General features: G+C 63.1%; 14 protein-coding genes. 7 read left to right on the plus strand and 7 right to left on the minus strand.

Annotated elements, in window-relative coordinates; translation table 11 throughout:
- The 3 genes from ABAC460_RS43210 to ABAC460_RS43220 form a co-directional block, all read right to left on the minus strand.
- Window positions 1-768, minus strand: a 768-nt coding sequence (locus ABAC460_RS43210) for an AAA family ATPase (RefSeq protein WP_031237338.1), incomplete at its 3' end; no start/stop codon positions are given.
- Window positions 755-2,356, minus strand: a complete 1,602-nt coding sequence (locus tag ABAC460_RS43215; protein ID WP_023455071.1) for a hypothetical protein — start codon at window positions 2,354-2,356, stop codon at window positions 755-757. The genes ABAC460_RS43215 and ABAC460_RS43210, both read right to left, overlap by 14 nt.
- A gap of 59 nt (window positions 2,357-2,415) precedes the next feature.
- A complete protein-coding gene (locus ABAC460_RS43220; RefSeq protein ID WP_031237339.1) occupies window positions 2,416-3,132 on the minus strand; it encodes a hypothetical protein in 717 nt (238 codons plus the stop codon).
- Window positions 3,133-3,316: 184 nt separating this feature from the next.
- Here ABAC460_RS43220 and ABAC460_RS43225 point away from each other — a divergent pair, with 184 nt between their 5' ends.
- The 7 genes from ABAC460_RS43225 to ABAC460_RS43255 all read left to right on the plus strand — a co-directional run bounded on the left by ABAC460_RS43225 (window position 3,317) and on the right by ABAC460_RS43255 (window position 14,039).
- Window positions 3,317-4,771, plus strand: coding sequence for a Gfo/Idh/MocA family protein (locus ABAC460_RS43225; RefSeq protein WP_023455073.1), 1,455 nt, complete (start codon window positions 3,317-3,319; stop codon window positions 4,769-4,771).
- Between the two features lie 408 nt (window positions 4,772-5,179).
- Window positions 5,180-8,317, plus strand: coding sequence for a TonB-dependent receptor (locus ABAC460_RS43230; protein ID WP_031237340.1), 3,138 nt, complete (start codon window positions 5,180-5,182; stop codon window positions 8,315-8,317).
- Between the two features lie 132 nt (window positions 8,318-8,449).
- A complete protein-coding gene (locus ABAC460_RS43235) occupies window positions 8,450-9,181 on the plus strand; it encodes a SapC family protein (RefSeq protein WP_023455075.1) in 732 nt (243 codons plus the stop codon).
- A 12-nt stretch (window positions 9,182-9,193) separates the two neighbouring features.
- On the plus strand, window positions 9,194-10,222 hold the full coding sequence (locus ABAC460_RS43240; protein WP_023455076.1) for a cupin-like domain-containing protein: 1,029 nt from the start codon (window positions 9,194-9,196) through the stop codon (window positions 10,220-10,222).
- A 25-nt stretch (window positions 10,223-10,247) separates the two neighbouring features.
- The gene (locus ABAC460_RS43245; protein WP_023455077.1) at window positions 10,248-11,741 is read left to right on the plus strand and encodes a tryptophan halogenase family protein; all 1,494 of its coding nucleotides are present in this window, start codon (window positions 10,248-10,250) and stop codon (window positions 11,739-11,741) included.
- Window positions 11,742-13,232: a tryptophan halogenase family protein gene (locus ABAC460_RS43250; RefSeq protein WP_023455078.1), complete on the plus strand. Its 1,491-nt coding sequence runs from the start codon at window positions 11,742-11,744 to the stop codon at window positions 13,230-13,232.
- An 81-nt stretch (window positions 13,233-13,313) separates the two neighbouring features.
- Entirely contained in the window at window positions 13,314-14,039 is a 726-nt protein-coding gene (locus ABAC460_RS43255) for a SapC family protein (protein ID WP_023455079.1), read from the plus strand.
- On the opposite strand, the gene ABAC460_RS43260 is transcribed toward ABAC460_RS43255, so the two are convergent.
- The 4 genes from ABAC460_RS43260 to ABAC460_RS43275 are packed head-to-tail and all read right to left on the minus strand — an operon-like array spanning window position 14,036 to window position 19,453.
- Window positions 14,036-15,418, minus strand: coding sequence for a tryptophan halogenase family protein (locus ABAC460_RS43260; RefSeq protein WP_023455080.1), 1,383 nt, complete (start codon window positions 15,416-15,418; stop codon window positions 14,036-14,038). The genes ABAC460_RS43255 and ABAC460_RS43260 overlap by 4 nt on opposite strands.
- Window positions 15,415-16,461: a tryptophan 7-halogenase gene (locus tag ABAC460_RS43265; RefSeq protein ID WP_023455081.1), complete on the minus strand. Its 1,047-nt coding sequence runs from the start codon at window positions 16,459-16,461 to the stop codon at window positions 15,415-15,417. Before ABAC460_RS43265 ends, ABAC460_RS43260 begins: the two co-directional genes overlap by 4 nt.
- Window positions 16,458-17,942, minus strand: coding sequence for a tryptophan 7-halogenase (locus tag ABAC460_RS43270; protein WP_023455082.1), 1,485 nt, complete (start codon window positions 17,940-17,942; stop codon window positions 16,458-16,460). Before ABAC460_RS43270 ends, ABAC460_RS43265 begins: the two co-directional genes overlap by 4 nt.
- Complete coding sequence (locus ABAC460_RS43275) at window positions 17,939-19,453, minus strand: tryptophan halogenase family protein (RefSeq protein ID WP_031237341.1); 1,515 nt, start codon at window positions 19,451-19,453, stop codon at window positions 17,939-17,941. The genes ABAC460_RS43270 and ABAC460_RS43275 overlap by 4 nt, the downstream gene beginning before the upstream one ends.
- Window positions 19,454-19,654 lie beyond the last annotated feature (201 nt).

Here is a 19,654-nt window from a genome sequence, read left to right on the forward strand (position 1 = left end):
CAGGGCGCCGGCGCGTGGGCTAGCCCCGACGCTGAGCAGCGGCGCCTCGCGCGTGGCGCGGACCAGGGCGACAATATAGTCGAGATTGGCCGGGTTCAGCTTGACCGTCGCCACCGTGGCGATGGCCGCCGTAAGATCCTGGCCCGACAACACGGCAGAGACGCCCGCCGTCACCGGATCGGTCGCCGCCGAGGCATTGCCCGAGGAGTCGATGATACGCTTCTCCTCATCGACCGACGGATAGCCGAGGATATGCTTGAACAGAAAACGGTCCAGTTGCGCCTCGGGCAGCGGATAGGTTCCCTGCTGTTCGATCGGGTTCTGGGTGGCGATGACGGTGAAATGGCTGCCCAGGTCGTGGCGCACGCCATCCAGGGTAACATGGCGTTCCTGCATGGCTTCCAGCAGCGCCGCCTGGGTCTTGGGTGGCGTGCGGTTGATTTCGTCGGCCAGCAACAGGTCGCAGAAGATCGGCCCCTTCGACAGGGTGAAGGTCGAGGTCTGGAAGTTGAACAGGTTCGATCCGAGGATATCGCCCGGCAGCATGTCCGGCGTAAACTGGATCCGCCCGAACCGCAGCGACAGCGCCTGGCAGAAGGTCCGCGCCAAAAGCGTCTTGGCGGTGCCCGGAGGCCCTTCCAGCAGGATATGGCCGCCGGAGAACAGGGCGGTCAGCATCAGGTCGACCGTGTCGTGCTGGCCGACGATCACCTTGGCGATCTCGCCCCTCAGGCGCTGGGCCAAATTTTGAATGTCACTTATGAGCACGTTCGATCTCCGTCTTCCAGGCGTGCAATTTGAGCGTCACGTCGATGAGTTGATGGACGTTGGCAACCCGCGCCGCCTTGTCCTTGAGGTTCAGATAACTGTCGGCCGCGCCGTGGGTCACCCCGATCCGTTCGGCCAGATCGTCCAGGCTTTGCGACGGATCGACCTGCATGAAGCCGCGGCCGCGAATGACCTGGTCGCGCACCATGATGGCGTAGGCCGGCCCCAGCCGGCTTTCGTTGAAGGTGACCGCCATCAGGCGCGCGGCATTGTCGGCCAGGGTCTTGACCCCACGACCCAGAGGCGGCCCGGCCGGACTTTCCTGCGCCGGCCCAAAGCGGGCGAAGGCCGCCCACATCAGGGCCAGGCCCAGGATCAGCATGGCCACGGGCACGGCGACGAACGGCGGCCGGCTGAGGGCGTGCAGCAGGTCGCGGTCGAAGGTCAGACCGTTGAAGGTCATATTGAACACGACCTTGTAATTCTTCTTGCCGGCCGGCGTTACCTTGTCCAGCAGATCCAGTGCGGTCACGACCTTCTCCGGCTGGGCCAGGATCTGGTTGTTGAGCAGGTCGGGATCGCTCAGCAGATAGACCGGAACCTTGGTCGCCCCGCCCGGAATCACAACCCGCGACAGCACCGGACGGCCGTCCGCCGTCACCAGAACCGGCTGCAGGTTGGGACCGCTGATGGTCTGCAGGCCCGAAATCTTGCCGGCGCGCAAAGGCGCGACAAAGACAGCCTGGCCCGGCGCCGGATTCAGAACCAAGTCCTGGTCAATCGGCAGGTCCGGATCGGCCCGGTTGCCCAGAGCGACGACCGGATCGTTCTTCGGATTGGGTTTCTGCGGCTTGGCCGGCGCCGGACGGCTGTGGCGTTGGATGTCGTAAGTCACGACGTCAAAGCTGTAGGTCGTGTCCTCGCCGACATGAACCTTACGGCCTTCCACCTCCGCCGGACGGACGATCTTATCATCGTCGTCGTACAGGGTTTCGCTTTCATGGACCGGCGCCAAAACCTGCAGAACCTCGGAAATCGCCTTCGTGTCGCGCAGACTCGGCGCCTGGGCCCAGCGTGGATTTCGGGGATAGGTATGGGCATTCCACTTCGGCGCCACGACCAGGACGGCCTTGCCCAGCGGCTTGTGAAGAATGTGATTGACCCGGTTGGGCTCGGGCACCTCGCCGGTATTGCCGTCCAGGTAACGCGCCATCTGTTCGGGCGTGACGGGTCCGGCCGAGGACTGCGAACCGCCTTCGGAGCCCTCCGCCTCCTCCTCGTCGCGGCGTTCCTGCGCGTCCAGGGCGTCATAATTGCTGAGGAACAATCCCCCGGCGTCGTCCAGCATGATGATTTCCAGGTCCCCGCGCTCCGTCGGCCCGGTGTCCTCATAGCGGTTGATCACGGTGAAATGGCCGTCGCCGTCCAGCAGGCGGCGCAGACCGGCAAAGCCATGGGCGGAGACGGCCGTCGGCACCGCCGACGGTCCGCTTTTGGGATCGGATCCGACCTGGAACAGAACCAGGGCGGCAATCGCAAACATAGACAGGCACAGGAACAGGGCGACGGCCGGAAGCCAGCCCGACATCTTCCCGGGCGTCAGGCGCTCACGTAAAGTCTTTGGCGGAGTTTTCCTGCTGGCCGCCATCAGGTAATCCCTTCCGCGGCAATGAATTCGACATAGGCCTGACGGCAGGCGTCGAAGCCTTCCTTGCCGACCGGAATACCGGCGAAATAGCTGCGTTCGACCCAGGCGACGATCTTGCGGAAGGCCGGACGCGCCCCCTCCGGCAAGAGCGGGTGCGAACAGATGTCGCGCGAGGAATAGTGCTTGCGCACCAGGTCGGGACGGAAATTATTGATATCCGCCACCGAACGGACCAGCAGCAGGTGGACGGCTTCGTCGTATTTTCCCTGGGCGGCCAGGGCGTCGATATCCTGCAGCAAGGCCACGACGGCCTGTTTGGTCGGACGCCACGCAGCGTCGGCCTTCAGGCTGTCGCGCGAGAACAGGCGCTCCCACCGCGAGGTGATGAACATGCGCGCCACAGGCGACAAAAGGAGCAGTATGAGCGCTATCCCCAGGGCGTAAAACAGATAGGGCATGATCGGCGCCAGGGGCTGCAACAGCTCGCCGATACCCTTGAAAAAGTCAGTGATCCCCTGAAAGACCTTGCGCCACATTTCGGCGGTCTTGGGATCGATCTGGACTTCCGGCGCGAACTTGGTTTGCAGGTCATGGGCCTTATTGGCCTGCTCGATCAGGTCGCGGGCATGCTGAAGACTGGCGGCGCTACCTGAAGCCACTTCAGGCGCCACGCCCCTACTGGCGCTGTCAAGGCTGGCTGCGCCGGAATCGGCCACGCGTCGTCACTCCCCCATGAGTAGACGCGAGATTAGGAACGAAAACCGGACAAGGTCAAGCGCCAAAGGCTTTTTTCACTGGATGCGGACGGAGCCCGGGTGTGTTAGGCGTACAACCCAGAACGAGGCCGGCATAACGGCCCGCACCAAATCGGGGAAGACGCCAGTTGATAAGGGAAGCCACATGATCGAATCGAAAACCAAGGGCGTCGGCCGCCGCGCCATGATTGCCGGGGCCGCCGCCGGCATTGCCACCGCCACGACCGGAGCTCAGGCCGGGGCCAAATCCGGCGACAGCCGCAAAGCCTACGCCATTGTCGGCTGCGGCAGCCGCTCGCGCATGTTCCAGGAGGCTTTGTGGGGACCGCATAAGGACCACGGCCGCCTGGTGGCCATGTGCGACACCAATCCTGGCCGCATGGCCTATGTCGCCACCCGCGCCGTCAAGGCTGGCGCGCCCGCGCCTGCGGCCTATGCCCCCGGCGACTTCAGCCGCATGGTACGCGAAACCAAGCCCGACACGGTCATCGTCACCACCCCCGACGCCTATCACGTCGACTATATAATACAGGCGCTGAACGCCGGGCTGAACGTCATTACCGAAAAGCCGATGACCACCGACGCTGTCAAGGCCCAGGCCATCCTCGACGCCGTCAAGCGTACGGGCGGCAAGGTCCGGGTCAGCTTCAACTACCGCTATTCGCCCTTCCGCAGCCAGCTCAAGGAAATTCTGATGTCGGGCGCGATCGGCGACGTCCTGTCGGTCGACTTCCACTGGCTGCTCAATACGGTTCACGGCGCCGACTATTTCCGTCGCTGGCACAGCAACAAGTCCATTTCCGGCGGGTTGATGGTGCACAAGGCAACGCACCATTTCGACCTGGTCAACTGGTGGCTGTCCGACATGCCGGCCACCGTCTCCGCCACCGGCAAGCGCCACTTCTATACCCCGGACATGGCGCGCCGCCTGGGCCTGACCGGCCCGCACGAACGCTGCCACACCTGCCCGGAGAAGGCCGCCTGCACCTTCCATCTCGACCTGGCTGCCGATGCCGGCCTGAAGGCCCTTTACCTCGATAACGAGCAGTTCGACGGTTATTTCCGCGACCGGTGCGTCTTCCGGCCGGACATTTCGATCGAAGACACTATGAACGTCATCGTCGGCTACGAAGGCGGCGCCACACTCAGCTACAGCCTGAACGCCTTCAATGCCTGGGAGGGCTATCATGTCGCCTTCAACGGCACCAAGGGCCGGCTGGAGCATTTTCTGAACGAACAGGCGACCACCGCCGGCTCAGGCGCCGCACAAAGCGAAGCCGAACGCGGCGGCATCCGCCTGATCCCGCTGCGCGGGGCAGCCCAGGACATTCCACTGCGCACAGGCGCCGGCAGCCATGGCGGCGGCGATGATGTGATGCTGGCCGACATCTTCGATCCCGACGCGCCGGCCGATCCGCTGCTGCGGACAGCGGACGAACGCGGCGGCGCGGCGTCGATCCTGATCGGCGTGGCTGCCAATCGTTGCTTCGAAACCGGCCAGCCGGTGCGAATTGACAGCCTGGTCACCGGCCTGGGGCGCCCCGCCTATCCGCTCATGCCTGGCCACGATCTGCCGGTCCCCATGCCTGCCCGCGCATAGATAGGCGCTTCAAGAAATGTCCGCGCCCGACGGGTCCCCGCCCGGGCGCGGCCCCCCGCGCACGCTTCAACCCAAGCCGGCAGAGTGTAGCCGTTATGCAACGTATTGTGACGGCAGTGTAGTTTTCATCATAAACCCGCTGGCGTGGAAAGCGTTGTCATGTTAGCGGTATCGACAAGATATAAAGAGGCCGAGTCGACCGTCCCGCGGCGACTATGAGCTTCGTGTTTGGGAAGACATCGCGGAAGGGAAAAACCCCCATCGCTTCATAAGATTACTGCGGACCTGTGCGCTGTCGCGTGCGCGGGTATGCGGTTCAGTAGCTGTAACTCTGCATTCGACTGACGCAAAAAGGCGCAGCGGCAGGGGACAGAGAGTTATGTAAAAAACCTATGTTGGGAGGACCAAATGACTACAACTATATCGCGTAAAGGGGCCGGCCGAGTGGTACGCGCCGCTTTCCTGAGCGGCGTCTCCACCGTGGCTCTGTGCGCAATGGCGGCACCGGTGTTCGCTCAGGACGCCCCGGCTCCGGCGGCTGAAGAAGTTGTCACGATCCGCGGCTCGCTGCAGCGGTCGATGAACATCAAGAAGAATGCGACCGGTATCGTCGACGCCATCTCGGCCGAAGACATCGGCAAGTATCCGGACACCAACCTGGCCGAATCGATCCAGCGCATCCCGGGCGTCGCCATCAACCGCGTCAACGGCGAAGGTTCGGAAGTCACCGTCCGCGGCTTTGGCCCGGCGTTCAACCTGACGACCCTGAACGGCCGCACTCTGCCGACCGCCAACATCCAGGTTGTCGGCGCCGACACCGGCGACTTCGCCGGCGGCGGCACCCGTAACTTCGACTTCGGCAACATCGCCTCCGACGGCGTTTCCGGCTTCGAAGTGTACAAGACCGGCCGTGCCAACATCCCGTCCGGCGGCTTGGGCGCCACCATGAACATCAAGACCCTGCGTCCGATCGGCAAGGCCGGCTCGCAAGGCTCGATCACGGTCAAGGCTCTGCACGGCGACGGCATGGTCACCGGTGACGAATGGACCCCGGAAGTGTCGGGCGCCTATAGCTGGGCGAATGACTCGAACACCTTCGGCGTCTCGCTGTTTGGTCAGCATTCCGTTCGTGACGTGGCAACCCGTTCGTCGACCCAGAACTCCTGGAACCTGGACTACTTCGCGGCCCGTCCGGCCGGTATTACCGCCGGCGGCCTGTTCCTGCCCAGCAGCGCCGGTCGCCTGCGTTACGACGGCAACGGCAATCTGCTGACCCAGATCACCAACCGTCCGCCCGACACGGCCCTGGTCAGCTACCCGAACGACAGCCGCTATCACTTCTCGGAAAACCACAGCGAGCGCACCAACGTACAGTTGACCGCTCAATGGCGTCCGATGGAAAACCTGCTGCTGACCTTCGACGCCCTTTACGCCACCTCGGAAGTATCCGAACAGCGTAACGACCAGACCAACTGGTTCAACCGTCCGTTCGACAAGATCACCTTCGAAAAGGGCGATTCCGGCGTTTATAACGCGGTCTATCTGGAAGAAACCCTGTCGGGCACCAAGGACATCGGCTTCGAACAGCAGATGCGCGCCACCAAGGACACGCTCAGCTCGGTCGGCATCAACGCCGCCTGGGATCTGAACGATCGCATGACTCTGACCTTCGACCTGGCTCACTCCAAGGGTGAAGCCCTGCCGAACAATCCGAACGGCACGACCTCGACCATGGTCTCGATCGGCGCTCCGGTCATCCGTACGCACTCGGTCGATTTCCGCGGCGATATCCCCGTTCAGAAGTATACTGTCGTGGACTGCGCCGCCCAGAACGGCCGCGGTAACTGCAATGGCAAGCTGGACGCCGGCGACCTGGGTTCGCAGGTGGCTCGTAAGGCCGTCAACAGCCAGACGCATGAAATTGACGAAGCTCGCGTCGACTTCACTTACGATTTCGACGGCGAAAGCCGCTTCGACTTCGGCGCCGACTGGATCAAGTCGGAAATGACCACCACTACCGGCAGCACCTACCACGCGCTCGGCGACTGGGGCATCTCCAACCCGGGCGACGTTGCGCAATACGCACCTGGCCTGATCCAGACCTTTGACCTGGGCGGTCTGTTCCAGGACTTCACCCCGGGTCAGTCGAACATCGCCTTCCGGGCCAACGCCATCGATCTCTACGCCAAGCTGGCGCAGGGTTATAACCAGAACATCCCGAATGCCTCCCTCACGGCCAATACCATCGAGGAAGACATCAAGGCGGTTTATGGTCAGTTCACCATGAAGGGTGACCTGGTTGGCTTCCCGACCACGGTTGTCGGCGGCCTGCGCTACGAAAAGACCGATGTCACCGCGTCGGCCCTGCAAAGCATCCCGACCGCCATCCGCTGGACGGCTGACAACGACTTCGCCCAAAACTTCGGCACCGGTGTCGCCACCTACTCGCTGGAAGCCAGCTACGACAACTGGCTGCCGAACATCGACGTGGTGGTCAGCCTGACCGACCAGATCAAGGTCCGCGGTTCGTACTCCAAGACGATCGCCCGCGCGCCTTATGGCGCCATGTACGCGACGACGACGGTGAACAACCCGCCGCGTCCGACCCTGAACGGCGTCAACCCGACGGCTACGGTTGGCAACCCGGCCCTGCTGCCCTTCGAATCGTCGAACATCGACGTCTCGGCGGAATGGTACTATGGCCCGTCGAACTACGTGTCGATCGGCTTCTATAACAAGGACGTCGCCAACTTCATCACCTCGACGCGCGTTCAGGCCAACCACTTCGGCCTGCGTGACCCGTCGTCGGGTGCCAATGGTTCGCGTTCGGGTACCGCCCGCTCGCTCCTGGGCGGCATCAGCCAGAGCACGACCGACGTGAACCTGTTCACCATGACGGCCCTGCTGATCAAGCACAGCGGCAACAGCGCAGCTGCCACTTCCGAATACCAGGCAAACCTGGACGGCAGCGGCAACCTGACCCAGGCCTATGTCGACTCGATCCTGGCGGCCTACGACGTCGTGGCGGACTCGAACGACCCGCTGTTCGTGTTCGAAACCAACACAAACGTCAACTCCCGCAGCGGGAACGTCCACGGTATGGAACTCGCGTTCCAGCACTTCCTGGGCGACACCGGCTTCGGCCTTTCGGGTAGCCTGACCACCGTCAAGGGCGACGTCAACTTCGACAACTCGGCGCCTCCGGGCACCTCACAGTTCGCTCTGCTGGGCCTGTCGGACACCTACAACGTCACCCTGATCTACGACAAGGGCCCGCTGTCGGGTCGTCTGTCCTACAACTGGCGTGCCGAATACCTCGCCGGCACTGGTCGTGACGGCGCCGCCGGTAACCCGACCTATGTCGAAGAGTTCGGCGTGATCGACGCGTCCCTGAACTATCAGGTGACCCCGGCGATCCAGCTGACCTTCGAAGGCCTGAACCTGGGTAAGGAGCACCTCCGCACCCATGGCCGCGACAAGGTCAACATGTACTACGGTCAGGAACTGGATACGCGCTACCAACTGGGCGTGCGTTACAAGTTCTAAGCCTGAACGACGGTTCGCCGTCACGGGAAAGGCCGCGGTTCGCCGCGGCCTTTTTCTTTTATTTGAAACCCGGCATAACCGGGTTAAGCTCACAGAATCTCTGATTTTCCAACGTCTCGAAAGCCTGCCGCCATGCCTAACGCCGTCGCCCTCGATAACGTCCAGCACCACGACCTGAAGGTCCTTCCGGGCTATGGCGCGCAGTATGGCGACGCCATCAACGAGGTGGCGATCTTTGCCAACGAATTCGCCGACGCCCAGCGCGATTATCCGATCTATTTCCGCCGCGACGAGCGCGGTGGCCTCCAGGCCTATGCCTTGCTGGGGCTCGACAAGGGCGAAAACCTGTTCCTGGACGGCGACACATGGAAGGCCGGCTACGTCCCCGCCATGCAGGACCGCGGCCCGTTCATGATCGGTTTCCGCGAAAAGGAAGAAGCCGGCGAGGTCAAACGCGAGCCGACCATGGCGGTCAATCTCGACGACCCGCGCATCAGCCGCGACGACGGCAATGCCCTGTTCCTGCCCCAGGGCGGGAATTCTCCGCAACTGGAACGCCATGCACGGGCGCTGCGCACCATCCACACTGGCGTCGAAGCCAGCCGCGGCATGTTCGCCGCCTTCATCCAGGCCGGCCTGATCGCCTCGGTCCAGATCGAGGTCAAGCTGGACGACGCCACCGAATACAATATCCCGGAAATTTTCTCGATCAGCCAGGACGCCCTGAACAAGCTGGACGGCGCCACCCTGGAGCAGTTGAACAAGCAGGGCTATCTCGGCCTCGCCTACTATGCCCTCGCCTCCCTCGGAAATGTCCGCCGCATCATCGAGATGAAGAACCGGCGTCGGGCCGCTCAGGCTTAGCGGCGGACCGCCATGCCGGACATCACCAGAACCACGCGCGTCATCGCCGGGATTGCACCGGACGCGATCCCGTTCGACGACCTGATGGCCGAACAGTCTCCGGTTATCCTGGCGGGACTGGCGCGCGACTGGCCTCTGGTCCGCGAGGGCCGGGTATCGGCGCGCCGTGCTGCGGACTATCTCAAGACCTTTTACCAGGACAAGCGCGTCGTCGGTTACACCGGCGCGCCGGAAATCGGCGGCCGCTTCTTCTACAATGACGATATTAGCGGTCTGAATTTCCATGCCGAACGCGTGGCGCTGGACGAATTCCTGGAACGCATTCTGGCGGCGGCGGGAACCCCCGATGCACCCTCCTACTATATCGGTTCGACCGATCTCGGCATCTATCTGCCGGGGCTGAGCGACGCCAACGGTCTGACGCTCGACCACTCGATGTTCGCCCATAACCTGCTGAAAAGCATCTGGATCGGCAACCGCACCACGGCGACCTGCCATTACGACATGTCGCATAACATCGCCGTCTGCGTCGCCGGCCGCCGGCGCTTCACCCTGTTTCCGACCGACCAGGTCCATAACCTCTACCCCGGTCCGCTGGAGCCGACTCCCGGCGGCCAAGTGGTCAGCATGGTCGATTTCCGCAATCCGGACTACGACCGCTACCCACGTTTCCGCCTGGCGCAGGCCGCCGGCCAGGTCGCAGAGATGGAACCGGGCGACGTGCTTTTCTATCCCGCGCTTTGGTGGCACCATGTCGAGGCGCTGGAAGATTTCAACATCCTGGTGAACTACTGGTGGAACACGACGCCGGTCTATATGGACACGCCGATGACGACTCTGCTGCACGGCATATTGAGCCTGCGCGACCGGCCGGATCCTGAGAAGCAGGCCTGGCGCGAAATGTTCGACTATTACATTTTCGGCCCCGCCGACCACGCGGCGGAGCACCTGCCCGAAGCCGCGCGCGGCAATCTGGCGCCGATGGACGAGATGAAAGCGCGGCGTCTGCGCGCGACTCTGCTGAACAAACTGAACCGATAAAAAAACAAAGTGTTGGAGAAGACCGATGGATGGACAGGTGATTAAAAAGGTGGTCATCGCCGGCGGCGGAACCGCGGGATGGTGCGTCGCCGCCGCACTCAGCAAGATGCTCGGCACCCTGCTGGACATCACCCTGGTCGAGTCGACCGAGATCGGCATTGTCGGGGTCGGTGAAGCGACCATCCCGACCATAAAAACCTTCCACCAGTTGCTGGGCATCGACGAGCGCGACTTCATGCGCTCAACCAATGCCGCCATCAAGCTGGGCATCTCGTTCGACAACTGGACGCGGATCAACGACCACTATTTCCACTCGTTCGGCACGGTCGGCAAGGCCAGCTGGATGACGCCCTTCCACCACATCTGGATGCACGCCCGCGAGCAGGGGATTGCCGGTGACCTGGGCGACTACTGCCTGGAACTCCAGGCCGGAGAAGCGGGCAAGTTCGAGGTGGCGGAACGCTCGCGCCTCAACTACGCCTACCATTTCGACACAAATCTGTACGGCCCCTTCATGCGCCGGATCAGCCAGCCGCATGTCAACCGCATCGAAGGCAAGATCACCGGCGTCAACCAGGATGCCGAAACGGGCTTTGTGACGGCCATCGTCATGGAGTCGGGTCAGGTCATTGACGGCGACCTGTTCATCGACTGCACCGGTTTCCGCGGGATCCTGATCGAACAGACGCTCAAGACCGGCTACGAAGACTGGAGCCACTGGCTGGCCAATGACAGCGCCTGGGCCGCCCAGACCCCGACGGTCGGCCAGATCATGCCCTATACCAGCGCCATCGCCCACGACGCGGGGTGGCGATGGAAAATCCCGCTGCAAAGCCGCGTCGGCAACGGCCTGGTCTACAGCAGCAAGCACCTGTCGGACGATGCCGCCCACCAACGGTTCCTCGACCTGATCGATGCCCCGCCCCTGACGGAACCCAACCTGATCAAGTTCCGCACCGGCCGACGCCTGAAGATCTGGAACAAGAACGTCATCGCCTTCGGCCTGGCCTCGGGCTTCATCGAACCGCTGGAATCGACCAATATCCACCTGATGCAATCCTGCGCGACGCGCCTGGTCCAGCTGTTCCCGTTCAGCGGTATCCACGAGTCGATGGTCAACCATTTCAATGAGTTGACCCGTAACGAAGTCGCCCTGATCCGCGACTTCGTCATCATGCACTACAAGCTGACCGAGCGCGACGACAGCCAGTTCTGGCGCGACCGCCGCGACATGGAAGTGCCGGAAACCCTGGCGGCCCGGCTGGCCATGTACCGCGACGCCGGCCACGCCTACCAGGCGCCGGACGAGGTTTTCCGCGTCGATTCCTGGATGCAGGTGACGACCGGTCAGCGCCTCTACCCCAAGGGCTATCACCATGTCGGCCAGATGATTCCGCGCGACGACCTGGAGCAGGCGTTGAAGAACATGAAGGCCGATATCGACCGCAAGGTCGCCCAGATGCCGAAACACGAAGACTTTATCCGCCAATATAGCGCCGAAGCGGCGCCGGTGGGTTAGATGACCCGGCCCGTCAAAAAGGTGGTCATCGCCGGCGGGGGAACGGCGGGATGGTGCGCCGCAGTGGCGCTGAGCCGGATTCTGGGGCCGCTGCTGGACATCACCCTGGTCGAGTCCGACGATATCGGCATTGTCGGGGTCGGCGAAGCGACGATTCCGACCGTGCGGACCTTCCACCAGATCGTGGGGATCGACGAGCGCGAGTTCCTGCGCGCCACCAACGGCACCTTCAAGCTGGCCATTGCTTTCGAGAACTGGGCGAAACAGGGCGACCGCTATCTGCACGCCTTCGGATCGGTCGGGAAATCGACCTGGCTGGCGCCCTTCCACCATGTCTGGCTGCAGGCGAAGTCGGAAGGCTATGGCGGCAGCCTGATGGACTACTGCCTCGAACACCAGGCGGCCGAGGCGGGAAAATTCCAGCTGAGCCAGGGCGGCGGGCTGAACTACGCCTACCATTTCGACGCCGGCCTTTACGGTCAATTCTTGCGTAAACTCAGCGAAAAACAAGGTGTTAAGCGGATCGAAGGCCGGATTACCCAGGTCGATCAGGACGCGGAGTCGGGCTTTGTCACCGCCCTGCGCCTGGAGTCGGGCAAGGTCATCGAGGGCGACCTGTTCATCGACTGCACGGGTTTTCGCGGCCTATTGATCGAGGAAACCCTGAAGACCGGGTACGAGGACTGGACGCAGTGGCTGCCTATGGACCGGGCAGTGGCGGTCCAGACCCAGGCCCACGGCCCGCTCAACCCCTATACGCGGGCGATCGCGCATGACGCGGGATGGCGCTGGCGGATTCCGCTGCAGAACCGGGTCGGCAACGGGTTGGTCTACAGCAGCGCCTATATTTCCGACGATGCGGCGCGGGCGCAATTGCTGGGCGCGCTCGATGCGCCGACCCTGGTCGAACCGCGGGTGATCAGGTTCGTCACCGGCCGGCGGCGCAAGACCTGGAACAAGAATGTCATTACGCTCGGCCTGTCGAGCGGCTTTGTCGAACCGCTGGAATCGACCAGCATCCACCTGTTCCAGATCGGCGTGACCCGGCTAACCCAGATGTTCCCGTTCAACGGGATCACCGACACCTTGGTCAATCATTTCAATAAGCTGGCCCTGGATGAGCTGGAGATGGTGCGCGACTTCGTCATCCTGCACTACAAGGCCAACCGCCGCGATGACAGCCCCTTCTGGCGCGACCGCCAGGCCATGACGGTGCCCGACAGTTTAACCCACAGAATCAAGGTGTTTGAGGAAAACGCCATTGTCTGGCAGGCGTCGGGCGAGCTGTTCCGTCTGGACTCGTGGCTGCAGGTCATGTTGGGCCAGCGGATAAATCCGACGGGCTGGCACCGGCTGGGCAAGCTGATGAAGCGTCAGCAGGCCGAAGGCGTATTCCAGGATATGAAGGTCCATATCGACCGTACCGTGGCCGGCATGTTATCGCATGAAGCCTTTCTGCGGCAGCATCTGGGGCTTACTAACCGCACCTGACACGCTTTTCTTGTATTGAAACCAGACACATACGGGTTAAGCTGCCTACAGCTACCGCACCCAATCCTGAAAGTCTGATCCATGCCCAATGCCGTCGCCCTCGATAAAGTTCAACACCGTGACCTGAAGGTGATCGGCGGCCACGGCCCGCAATTCGGTGATATCACGAATGAGATTGAGGTCTTCGCCAACGAGTTCATCGAACTTCAGCGCGAATATCCGATCTATTTCCATCGTGACGAACGCGGTGGCTGGCAGGCCTATGCCATGCTGGGTTTCGACGACGGTGAAAACCTGTTTGTCGCAGATGGCGCCTGGCAAGGGCGCTACATTCCGGCCATGCTGGACCGCGGTCCGTTCCTGATGGGATTTCCCGGGAGCAAGGACGAGCCGGACGCCAAGCGAGAGCCTGTTATCGCCATCGATATGGAACACCCGCGCGTCAGCCGTGACCAGGGGGAGCTTCTGTTTCAGTCTGACGGAAGTGCTGCGCCACGTCTCGAACGCCACGCACGGGCCCTGAAAACCATCCACGAAGGCCACAACCCTACGCGCATCATGTTTGCCGCCTTTGCCGAATGCGGACTGTTGTCGCCGATCAAGATCGACATCCGCATCGACGATTCCACCATTTATAACGTGCCCGATGCCTATTCCATTAACCATGAAGCCCTTGTAAAACTTGATAATGAGCGATTGGGTCGGCTGCTGCGCGCTGGTTATTTGAACCTGGCCTATGCCGCGATCAACTCGCTCGGAAATATCCGCCGGCTGATCGACCTCAAAAACCAACGCAAGGCCGGCTAGGCCATCCGCCGGCGGAGTTCGGCCTCGGACAGGCGGTCGGCGGCGGGGTGCCATCGGTCGGGTCTGAGGCCCTGGCCGACCAGGACCGAGAACCATGACGCGTCGCGGAACAGGTCGCCGCCGCGAATGTGGACGTGGCCGGTGTGGCGGAAAATATCCAGACGATTCAACAGGCTGTCGGGAATGGTCATATTGCGGCAATGGCGCCAGAAAGGCGTGTCGTCGCGGTCCGTGACATGGTAGTGGGCAATCAGGAAGTCGCGCGTCGCCTCATAATCTTCAAGCATTTCAAGGTTGTAGCGCTCTATCATGGCTGGAACGAAGCCATTGCCAGGTAGCAGGGTGAGTAGCCGGGTAATACCCAGCTGCGCCAGGTGGATCGAGGTCGATTCCAGCGGCTCCAGGAAGCCGCTGGCCAGGCCGATGGCAACGACGTTCTTCTCCCAGACCTTGCGGCGGTGGCCGGTGACAAAGCGCAAAACCTTTGGGTCTTTCAAGGGTTTACCGTCAAGATTGGTCATCAGGGTGTCGATGGCGGAAGTTTCCGAAGTGAATCCGCTGCAGAAGACATGGCCGTTGCCGACACGGTGTTGCAGCGGAATGCGCCACTGCCAGCCGGCGTCGCGGGCGGTCGATCGGGTGTAGGGGGTGATCGGACCGGAAGGGCTTTCGCACGGTACGGCGACCGCCCGATCGCACGGCAGAAACTGCGTCCATTCCACAAATCCACACTTCAGGACTTCCTGAATTAACAGCCCCCGGAAGCCCGAGCAGTCGATGAACAGGTCGCCGGGGACGCTGTCACCGGATTTGAGCCGGACGGCGGTGATGAAACCGGAGTCGGGGTGTTGATCGGCGGACTGAATCAGACCCTCGATCCGGACGACGCCGCGCGCCTCGGCATAGCGGCGTAGGTACGCGGCATAGAGGCCGGCGTCGAACTGGAAGGCGTAGTTCAGGCCGGGCGTGACGCGGCGCGCGCGCATGGCCAGGGTCTCGGCATTGAAACGGCCGAAGTCCTCGTCGCGGGTCAGGTGCGACCAGCGCAGCCATTCGTGGTGGACATCCTGGCCGCCGAAGCTGCCGAACGGATGGACGTAGCTATGGCCGCGGGCGCGCCAGTCGACGAACTCGATGCCCAGCTTGTAGGTGGCCTGGGTCTCGCGCATGAACTCGGCTTCGTCGAGCCCCAGTATCCGGTTGAACAGTTGGATCGGCGGGATGGTCGCCTCCCCTACCCCGACTGTGCCGATGTCATCGGATTCGACCAGGGTGATGGTGTAGGGCTTGGCCAGGCTTTTCGCCAAAGACTTGGATAACATGGCGGCGGCCATCCACCCGGCCGTGCCGCCGCCGACAATGACGATATTGCGGATCATAAGGCAGCCACCTGTTCGTCGATGCGGGTGCGCAGGCGCGCCAAGCGCAGACGCAGGTCGGTTTCGGATGCCAGGCCGGCGATGGGATGCCAGGCGCGCGGGATGTAGCCCAAACCGGACAGGTGGGCGAACCAGTCGGCTTCGGTGAATATCTCGTGGTGCGGCACGGGGATGTGGCCGGCCAGGGCGAACATGTCGAGCCGGGACTTCAGGCGGTCGGAGATATCGCCAGTCCGCAGGCCAATGAAGTCGCTGAGTGCGTTCCAGGTTTCGGCCATGTCGGCATTGTAACGGTCGACAATGCTTGGGCGGATCGGGCCGGGCATGACTTCGCCCAGACGTTCGATGGCGGTCTGGATCAGGTGCAGGCCCAGATCGCCGAACGGCTCCAGCCTTGGCAGGGTGACGGTCTTGCCCTGCCAAGGGGTGAAGGTGGGTCTGGCGGTGGTTTGGCCGCACAGAGTATAGTCGCCCATAGGCGCGCGCCACGACCAGCCGTCGGGTTGCTTGGTGATGGTGGTGTAGAGTGCAGCATCGGGGCCCTCGGTCCAGGTGGTGACCTCGGGTTCGCGGGCGTCGATGTGAAGATCGCCTTGGGCATGGCCGGCGATCTCGATGTCAGGGAAGCGGCACCTGACCGACGCGATCCATTGGACGACATCGACATGATGGCCGTGGGTCAGGCCTTCCCCGAAGCGGCCGGCCTTGGCCGCCTGAGTCTCCAGGCTGAAACGGCCGGGATCACCGGCCTGAAGGCGCAGCCAGTAGTGATGGAAGCCGACGCCGTCCCAGTCTTCCCCGTAGCTGCCCAGCGGATGGAAGTAGTCGCGGCGCCAACCTGAATACAGCGTGCCCAGGCGCGGCGTGCCCACGACCTCGATACCCATCGCGCGGTTGAAGTCTGTAAACGACGACCGGGTGGCCAGAGCCGTCATAGCAGCGGGACCGTCCTCGACCACGGTGACGCCACCACCCCGGTGGGCAAACCAAGCCGCCGCCATCCAGGCGGCCGCTCCCCTGCCCGTAACGACAATGGTGGTCATGCCGTCTCCGGGGCACAGAAGATTTCGAGATAGGCGTCGTGCGAGGTCTGATCCTCGACCTGGGTCTTGATGTGGGCCAGGATGGATTTCAGGCCAAAGCGCAGGTCTTCGGGCGGGGTGGTGTCGACCTGCGGGTCATAACTGTCGGGGATGACGCTCAGGCCGGTGAACAGGGCCTGCCAGGATTCGAGCGGGAAGGTTTCCTCTTCCAGCAGGGGCACGATACCGCGCGCCCGGAACGTTTCCAGCTTATGCGAAGTTTCCGGTGACAGCTCGGCCTGGCGGGCGGCGTCCCAGGCGCGCGATCCGGCGCAGCGCTTCAGGGCATAGACCGCAGACTGGAAGTCGGCGATGCGGTCATAAACCTGGGTCATCAGGCCGTTATATTCGCTGCGTTCGGCTTGATAGTTCCCGTCAACCGGAAACAACGACAGGAGCTGAACCAGGCCGGTTTGCAGGGCCTGGAGCTCGACACCGCCGAATGGATCGAACACCGCGGCCGACGCGCCCAGGGCGATGCAGTTGTCGTCCCACACGGTGTCGCGGCGGCCGGGATGGATAGGTTCGACCACCGCGTCCTTCAACAGCAGGCCGGAGAAGGTGGCGGCGGTCTTGAGCGCCTCGTCGTCGCTCAGCCGTTCACTGGAAAAGGCCTGGACCAGATGGGTCTGGGCCTGGGTTGGAAACAGGCCCAGCCAGCCTTCGCGGTGGGCGCGGATCTGGGCATAGGCCGGGATCGAGGCGAAGCGCGGCGCCGCCGACACCAGGACGCGGTCGAAGGGGAAGCGGGCGCGCCAGGACATAGCGCGCCCGGCCCCTTGGCCGCCGCCGATGAGGAGGGCATCGGCGCCGGTCAGGTCGAGATAGAGATCACCGGCAAGCAACCGGCCGCTGTCGAGGATCAGGCTGGCAATGCCGGCTTCGTCGCGGTTGACGGTCAGGTCGCGGGCGTGATGGATGGCGATGCCGCGAGCCTGGGCCTGGGACTTGAGGAGGCGGCCATAGGCCTGGGCCGGCAGGTGGTAGCCATAGTCGGTGCGGGCAAAGGCGCCGGTCTGGGCGTCCGGAACGACGATGCGGCCGTGTTTGGCGGCGGCGGCGGTCAGGGAAAAGTCTTCCAGGGCGACGTTGAGGCCGTGGCGGCGCGCCTTCAGCCAGTGCGGGAAGAAGGCCTGGTTACGGATGGGCGCACCGAAGCTGCCGTAGGGATGGAAGAAGGCCGGGCCACCGGAGAAACCGAGCAGGTTCTGGCCGAGCGTGAAGGTGCCGCGCACGGCCTTGAGCAGGGCGGCTTCTTCAAGGCCGAGCAGGACGTGGAAGGCTTCGAGCGCCGGGAGGGTAGCGTGGACGTCCTGGGCGCGGGTTTGAGAGGGCAGTTCGATGACCTCGACCGTAACGCCGGATGGCGACAGGGCGGCGTGGAGGGCAAGCGCGGAAAGCCACAGGGGGGCATCGCGGCCGGCAAGGATCACGGTGGTCATGCCGGCATCTCCTCACGGGCCTCGGCAAAGTAGCTGACGAAGTCGCCATGGGCCGGCATGGCGGCAACCTGGCCGGCGATGCGTTCACGCAGGTCGGCCATCAAACGGGCGGTCTGGTCAGGGTCCAGGGCATCGGCCAGGCGGTCATAGTTTCCCGGCAGGATGTCCTGGCCGGCCAGAACCGACAGCCAGCTATCGGGCGAGAACAGACCGTCCTTATAGGCCGGGATATGGCCGCGGCGGCGGAACAACTCTATCTTGTGGGCCAGGCTGTCGGGGATGGCCATGTGGCGGACATCGTCCCAGAAGGCTTCGCCGGTGCGGCCGTTGGCGTGATAGTGCAGGATCAGGAAGTCGCGGATGCGTTCGTATTCGATGTCGCTGCGGCGGTTGAATTCGGCGGCCAGGCGTGGGTCGGTCGGGCCCGGCGTTGTCGGTATCAGTTCGGCCAGGGACAGGGCCCCCACCTGGATCAGGTAGATGCTGGTCGATTCCAGCGGTTCGAGGAAGCCGCTGGCCAGGCCGATGCCGACGCAGTTGCCGGTCCAGGCCTTCGGGCGGCGGCCGGCGCGGAAGCGCAGCAGGCGGGGGTCGGCCAAGCCTTGGGCGTTGGTATTCAGCGTGTCGTGGGCCTCGGTTTCGGTGATGTGGCTGGACGAAAAAACGTAGCCGGTGCCGGTGCGGTGTTGCAGCGGGATGCGCCAGGTCCAGCCGGCCGCTTGGGCGGTTGAGCGGGTGGCCGAAGCCAGGTCGCCGGAGCGGGTAACCGGCATGGCCAGGGCGCGGTCGCAGGGCAGCCAATGCGTCCAGTTCTCCCACGGGCTATTGAGCGCGCCGTCCAGCAGCAGGGCGCGGAAACCGGAGCAATCGACAAACAGGTCGCCTGAGATGATTGCACCGGACGCCAGGGTCAGGGTGGCGATGTCGCCGGTGGCGGTTTGGGTGACGTGGTCGATACGGCCTTCGATGCGTTTAACGCCGCGAGCGGTCGCCCATTCGCGCAGGAATTCGCCATAGAGGCCGGCATCGAAATGGTAGGCATAGGCATAGGTCGAACGGATCGACTTCTGGTCTTCGTTGGGAAATTCGAAGCGGCCCTGTTGGGCAGCCATGACGGCGTAGGAGTATTCGTTTAAGGGGGCGGGGTGTTGGTTCAGTCGCCGGGCGCGCGTCCAGTAGTGATGGAAGCCCAAGCCGCGCCAGGCTTCGCCGAAGGTGCCGAACGGGTGGATGTAGCGGTTGCCCTTGCGGCCCCAGTCGACGAACTCGATGCCCAGTTTGAAGGTCGCCTTGCAATTGCGCATGAAGCGGGCTTCGTCGATGCCCAGCATGTCGTTGAAGGTTTTTATGTGGGGGAGTGTCGCTTCGCCGACACCGACCGTGCCGATGTCGGCGGATTCGATAAGCGTGATGTCGTAACGGTCGCGGTCCAGGCGCCGGGCAAAAGCGGCTGCGCACATCCAGCCCGCTGTGCCGCCGCCGGCTATGACCACTCTGAGTTTTGACGTCATCTACTGGGCTTTCAGGATTGGCTTGAACCCGCCGCGCAGCGGCATTTTGTGGAAGTCTGGAACCACGGTTGAATGGGGATGAGGACAAGAGTTTTTTTACCACGGACCACGCGGACCACACGGACTTCGAGATGCCCTTGAACCCATCGCGCGGCGGCAATCCTTGGAAAATTAAAACCGCTGCGCGGCGTCAAGAACAAC

The organism is Asticcacaulis sp. AC460 (assembly GCF_000495795.1).
Lineage (GTDB): Bacteria > Pseudomonadota > Alphaproteobacteria > Caulobacterales > Caulobacteraceae > Asticcacaulis.

Excerpts from the sequence above, each read along its gene's own strand:
- ABAC460_RS43215 (WP_023455071.1), bottom strand. The coding sequence starts at position 2,356 with ATGTCGGGCTGGCTTCCGGCCGTCGCCCTGTTCCTGTGCCTGTCTATG.
- ABAC460_RS43225 (WP_023455073.1), top strand. The coding sequence starts at position 3,317 with ATGATCGAATCGAAAACCAAGGGCGTCGGCCGCCGCGCCATGATTGCC.
- ABAC460_RS43230 (WP_031237340.1), top strand. The coding sequence starts at position 5,180 with ATGACTACAACTATATCGCGTAAAGGGGCCGGCCGAGTGGTACGCGCC.
- ABAC460_RS43235 (WP_023455075.1), top strand. The coding sequence starts at position 8,450 with ATGCCTAACGCCGTCGCCCTCGATAACGTCCAGCACCACGACCTGAAG.
- ABAC460_RS43240 (WP_023455076.1), top strand. The coding sequence starts at position 9,194 with ATGCCGGACATCACCAGAACCACGCGCGTCATCGCCGGGATTGCACCG.
- ABAC460_RS43245 (WP_023455077.1), top strand. The coding sequence starts at position 10,248 with ATGGATGGACAGGTGATTAAAAAGGTGGTCATCGCCGGCGGCGGAACC.
- ABAC460_RS43250 (WP_023455078.1), top strand. The coding sequence starts at position 11,742 with ATGACCCGGCCCGTCAAAAAGGTGGTCATCGCCGGCGGGGGAACGGCG.
- ABAC460_RS43255 (WP_023455079.1), top strand. The coding sequence starts at position 13,314 with ATGCCCAATGCCGTCGCCCTCGATAAAGTTCAACACCGTGACCTGAAG.
- ABAC460_RS43260 (WP_023455080.1), bottom strand. The coding sequence starts at position 15,418 with ATGATCCGCAATATCGTCATTGTCGGCGGCGGCACGGCCGGGTGGATG.
- ABAC460_RS43265 (WP_023455081.1), bottom strand. The coding sequence starts at position 16,461 with ATGACCACCATTGTCGTTACGGGCAGGGGAGCGGCCGCCTGGATGGCG.
- ABAC460_RS43270 (WP_023455082.1), bottom strand. The coding sequence starts at position 17,942 with ATGACCACCGTGATCCTTGCCGGCCGCGATGCCCCCCTGTGGCTTTCC.
- ABAC460_RS43275 (WP_031237341.1), bottom strand. The coding sequence starts at position 19,453 with ATGACGTCAAAACTCAGAGTGGTCATAGCCGGCGGCGGCACAGCGGGC.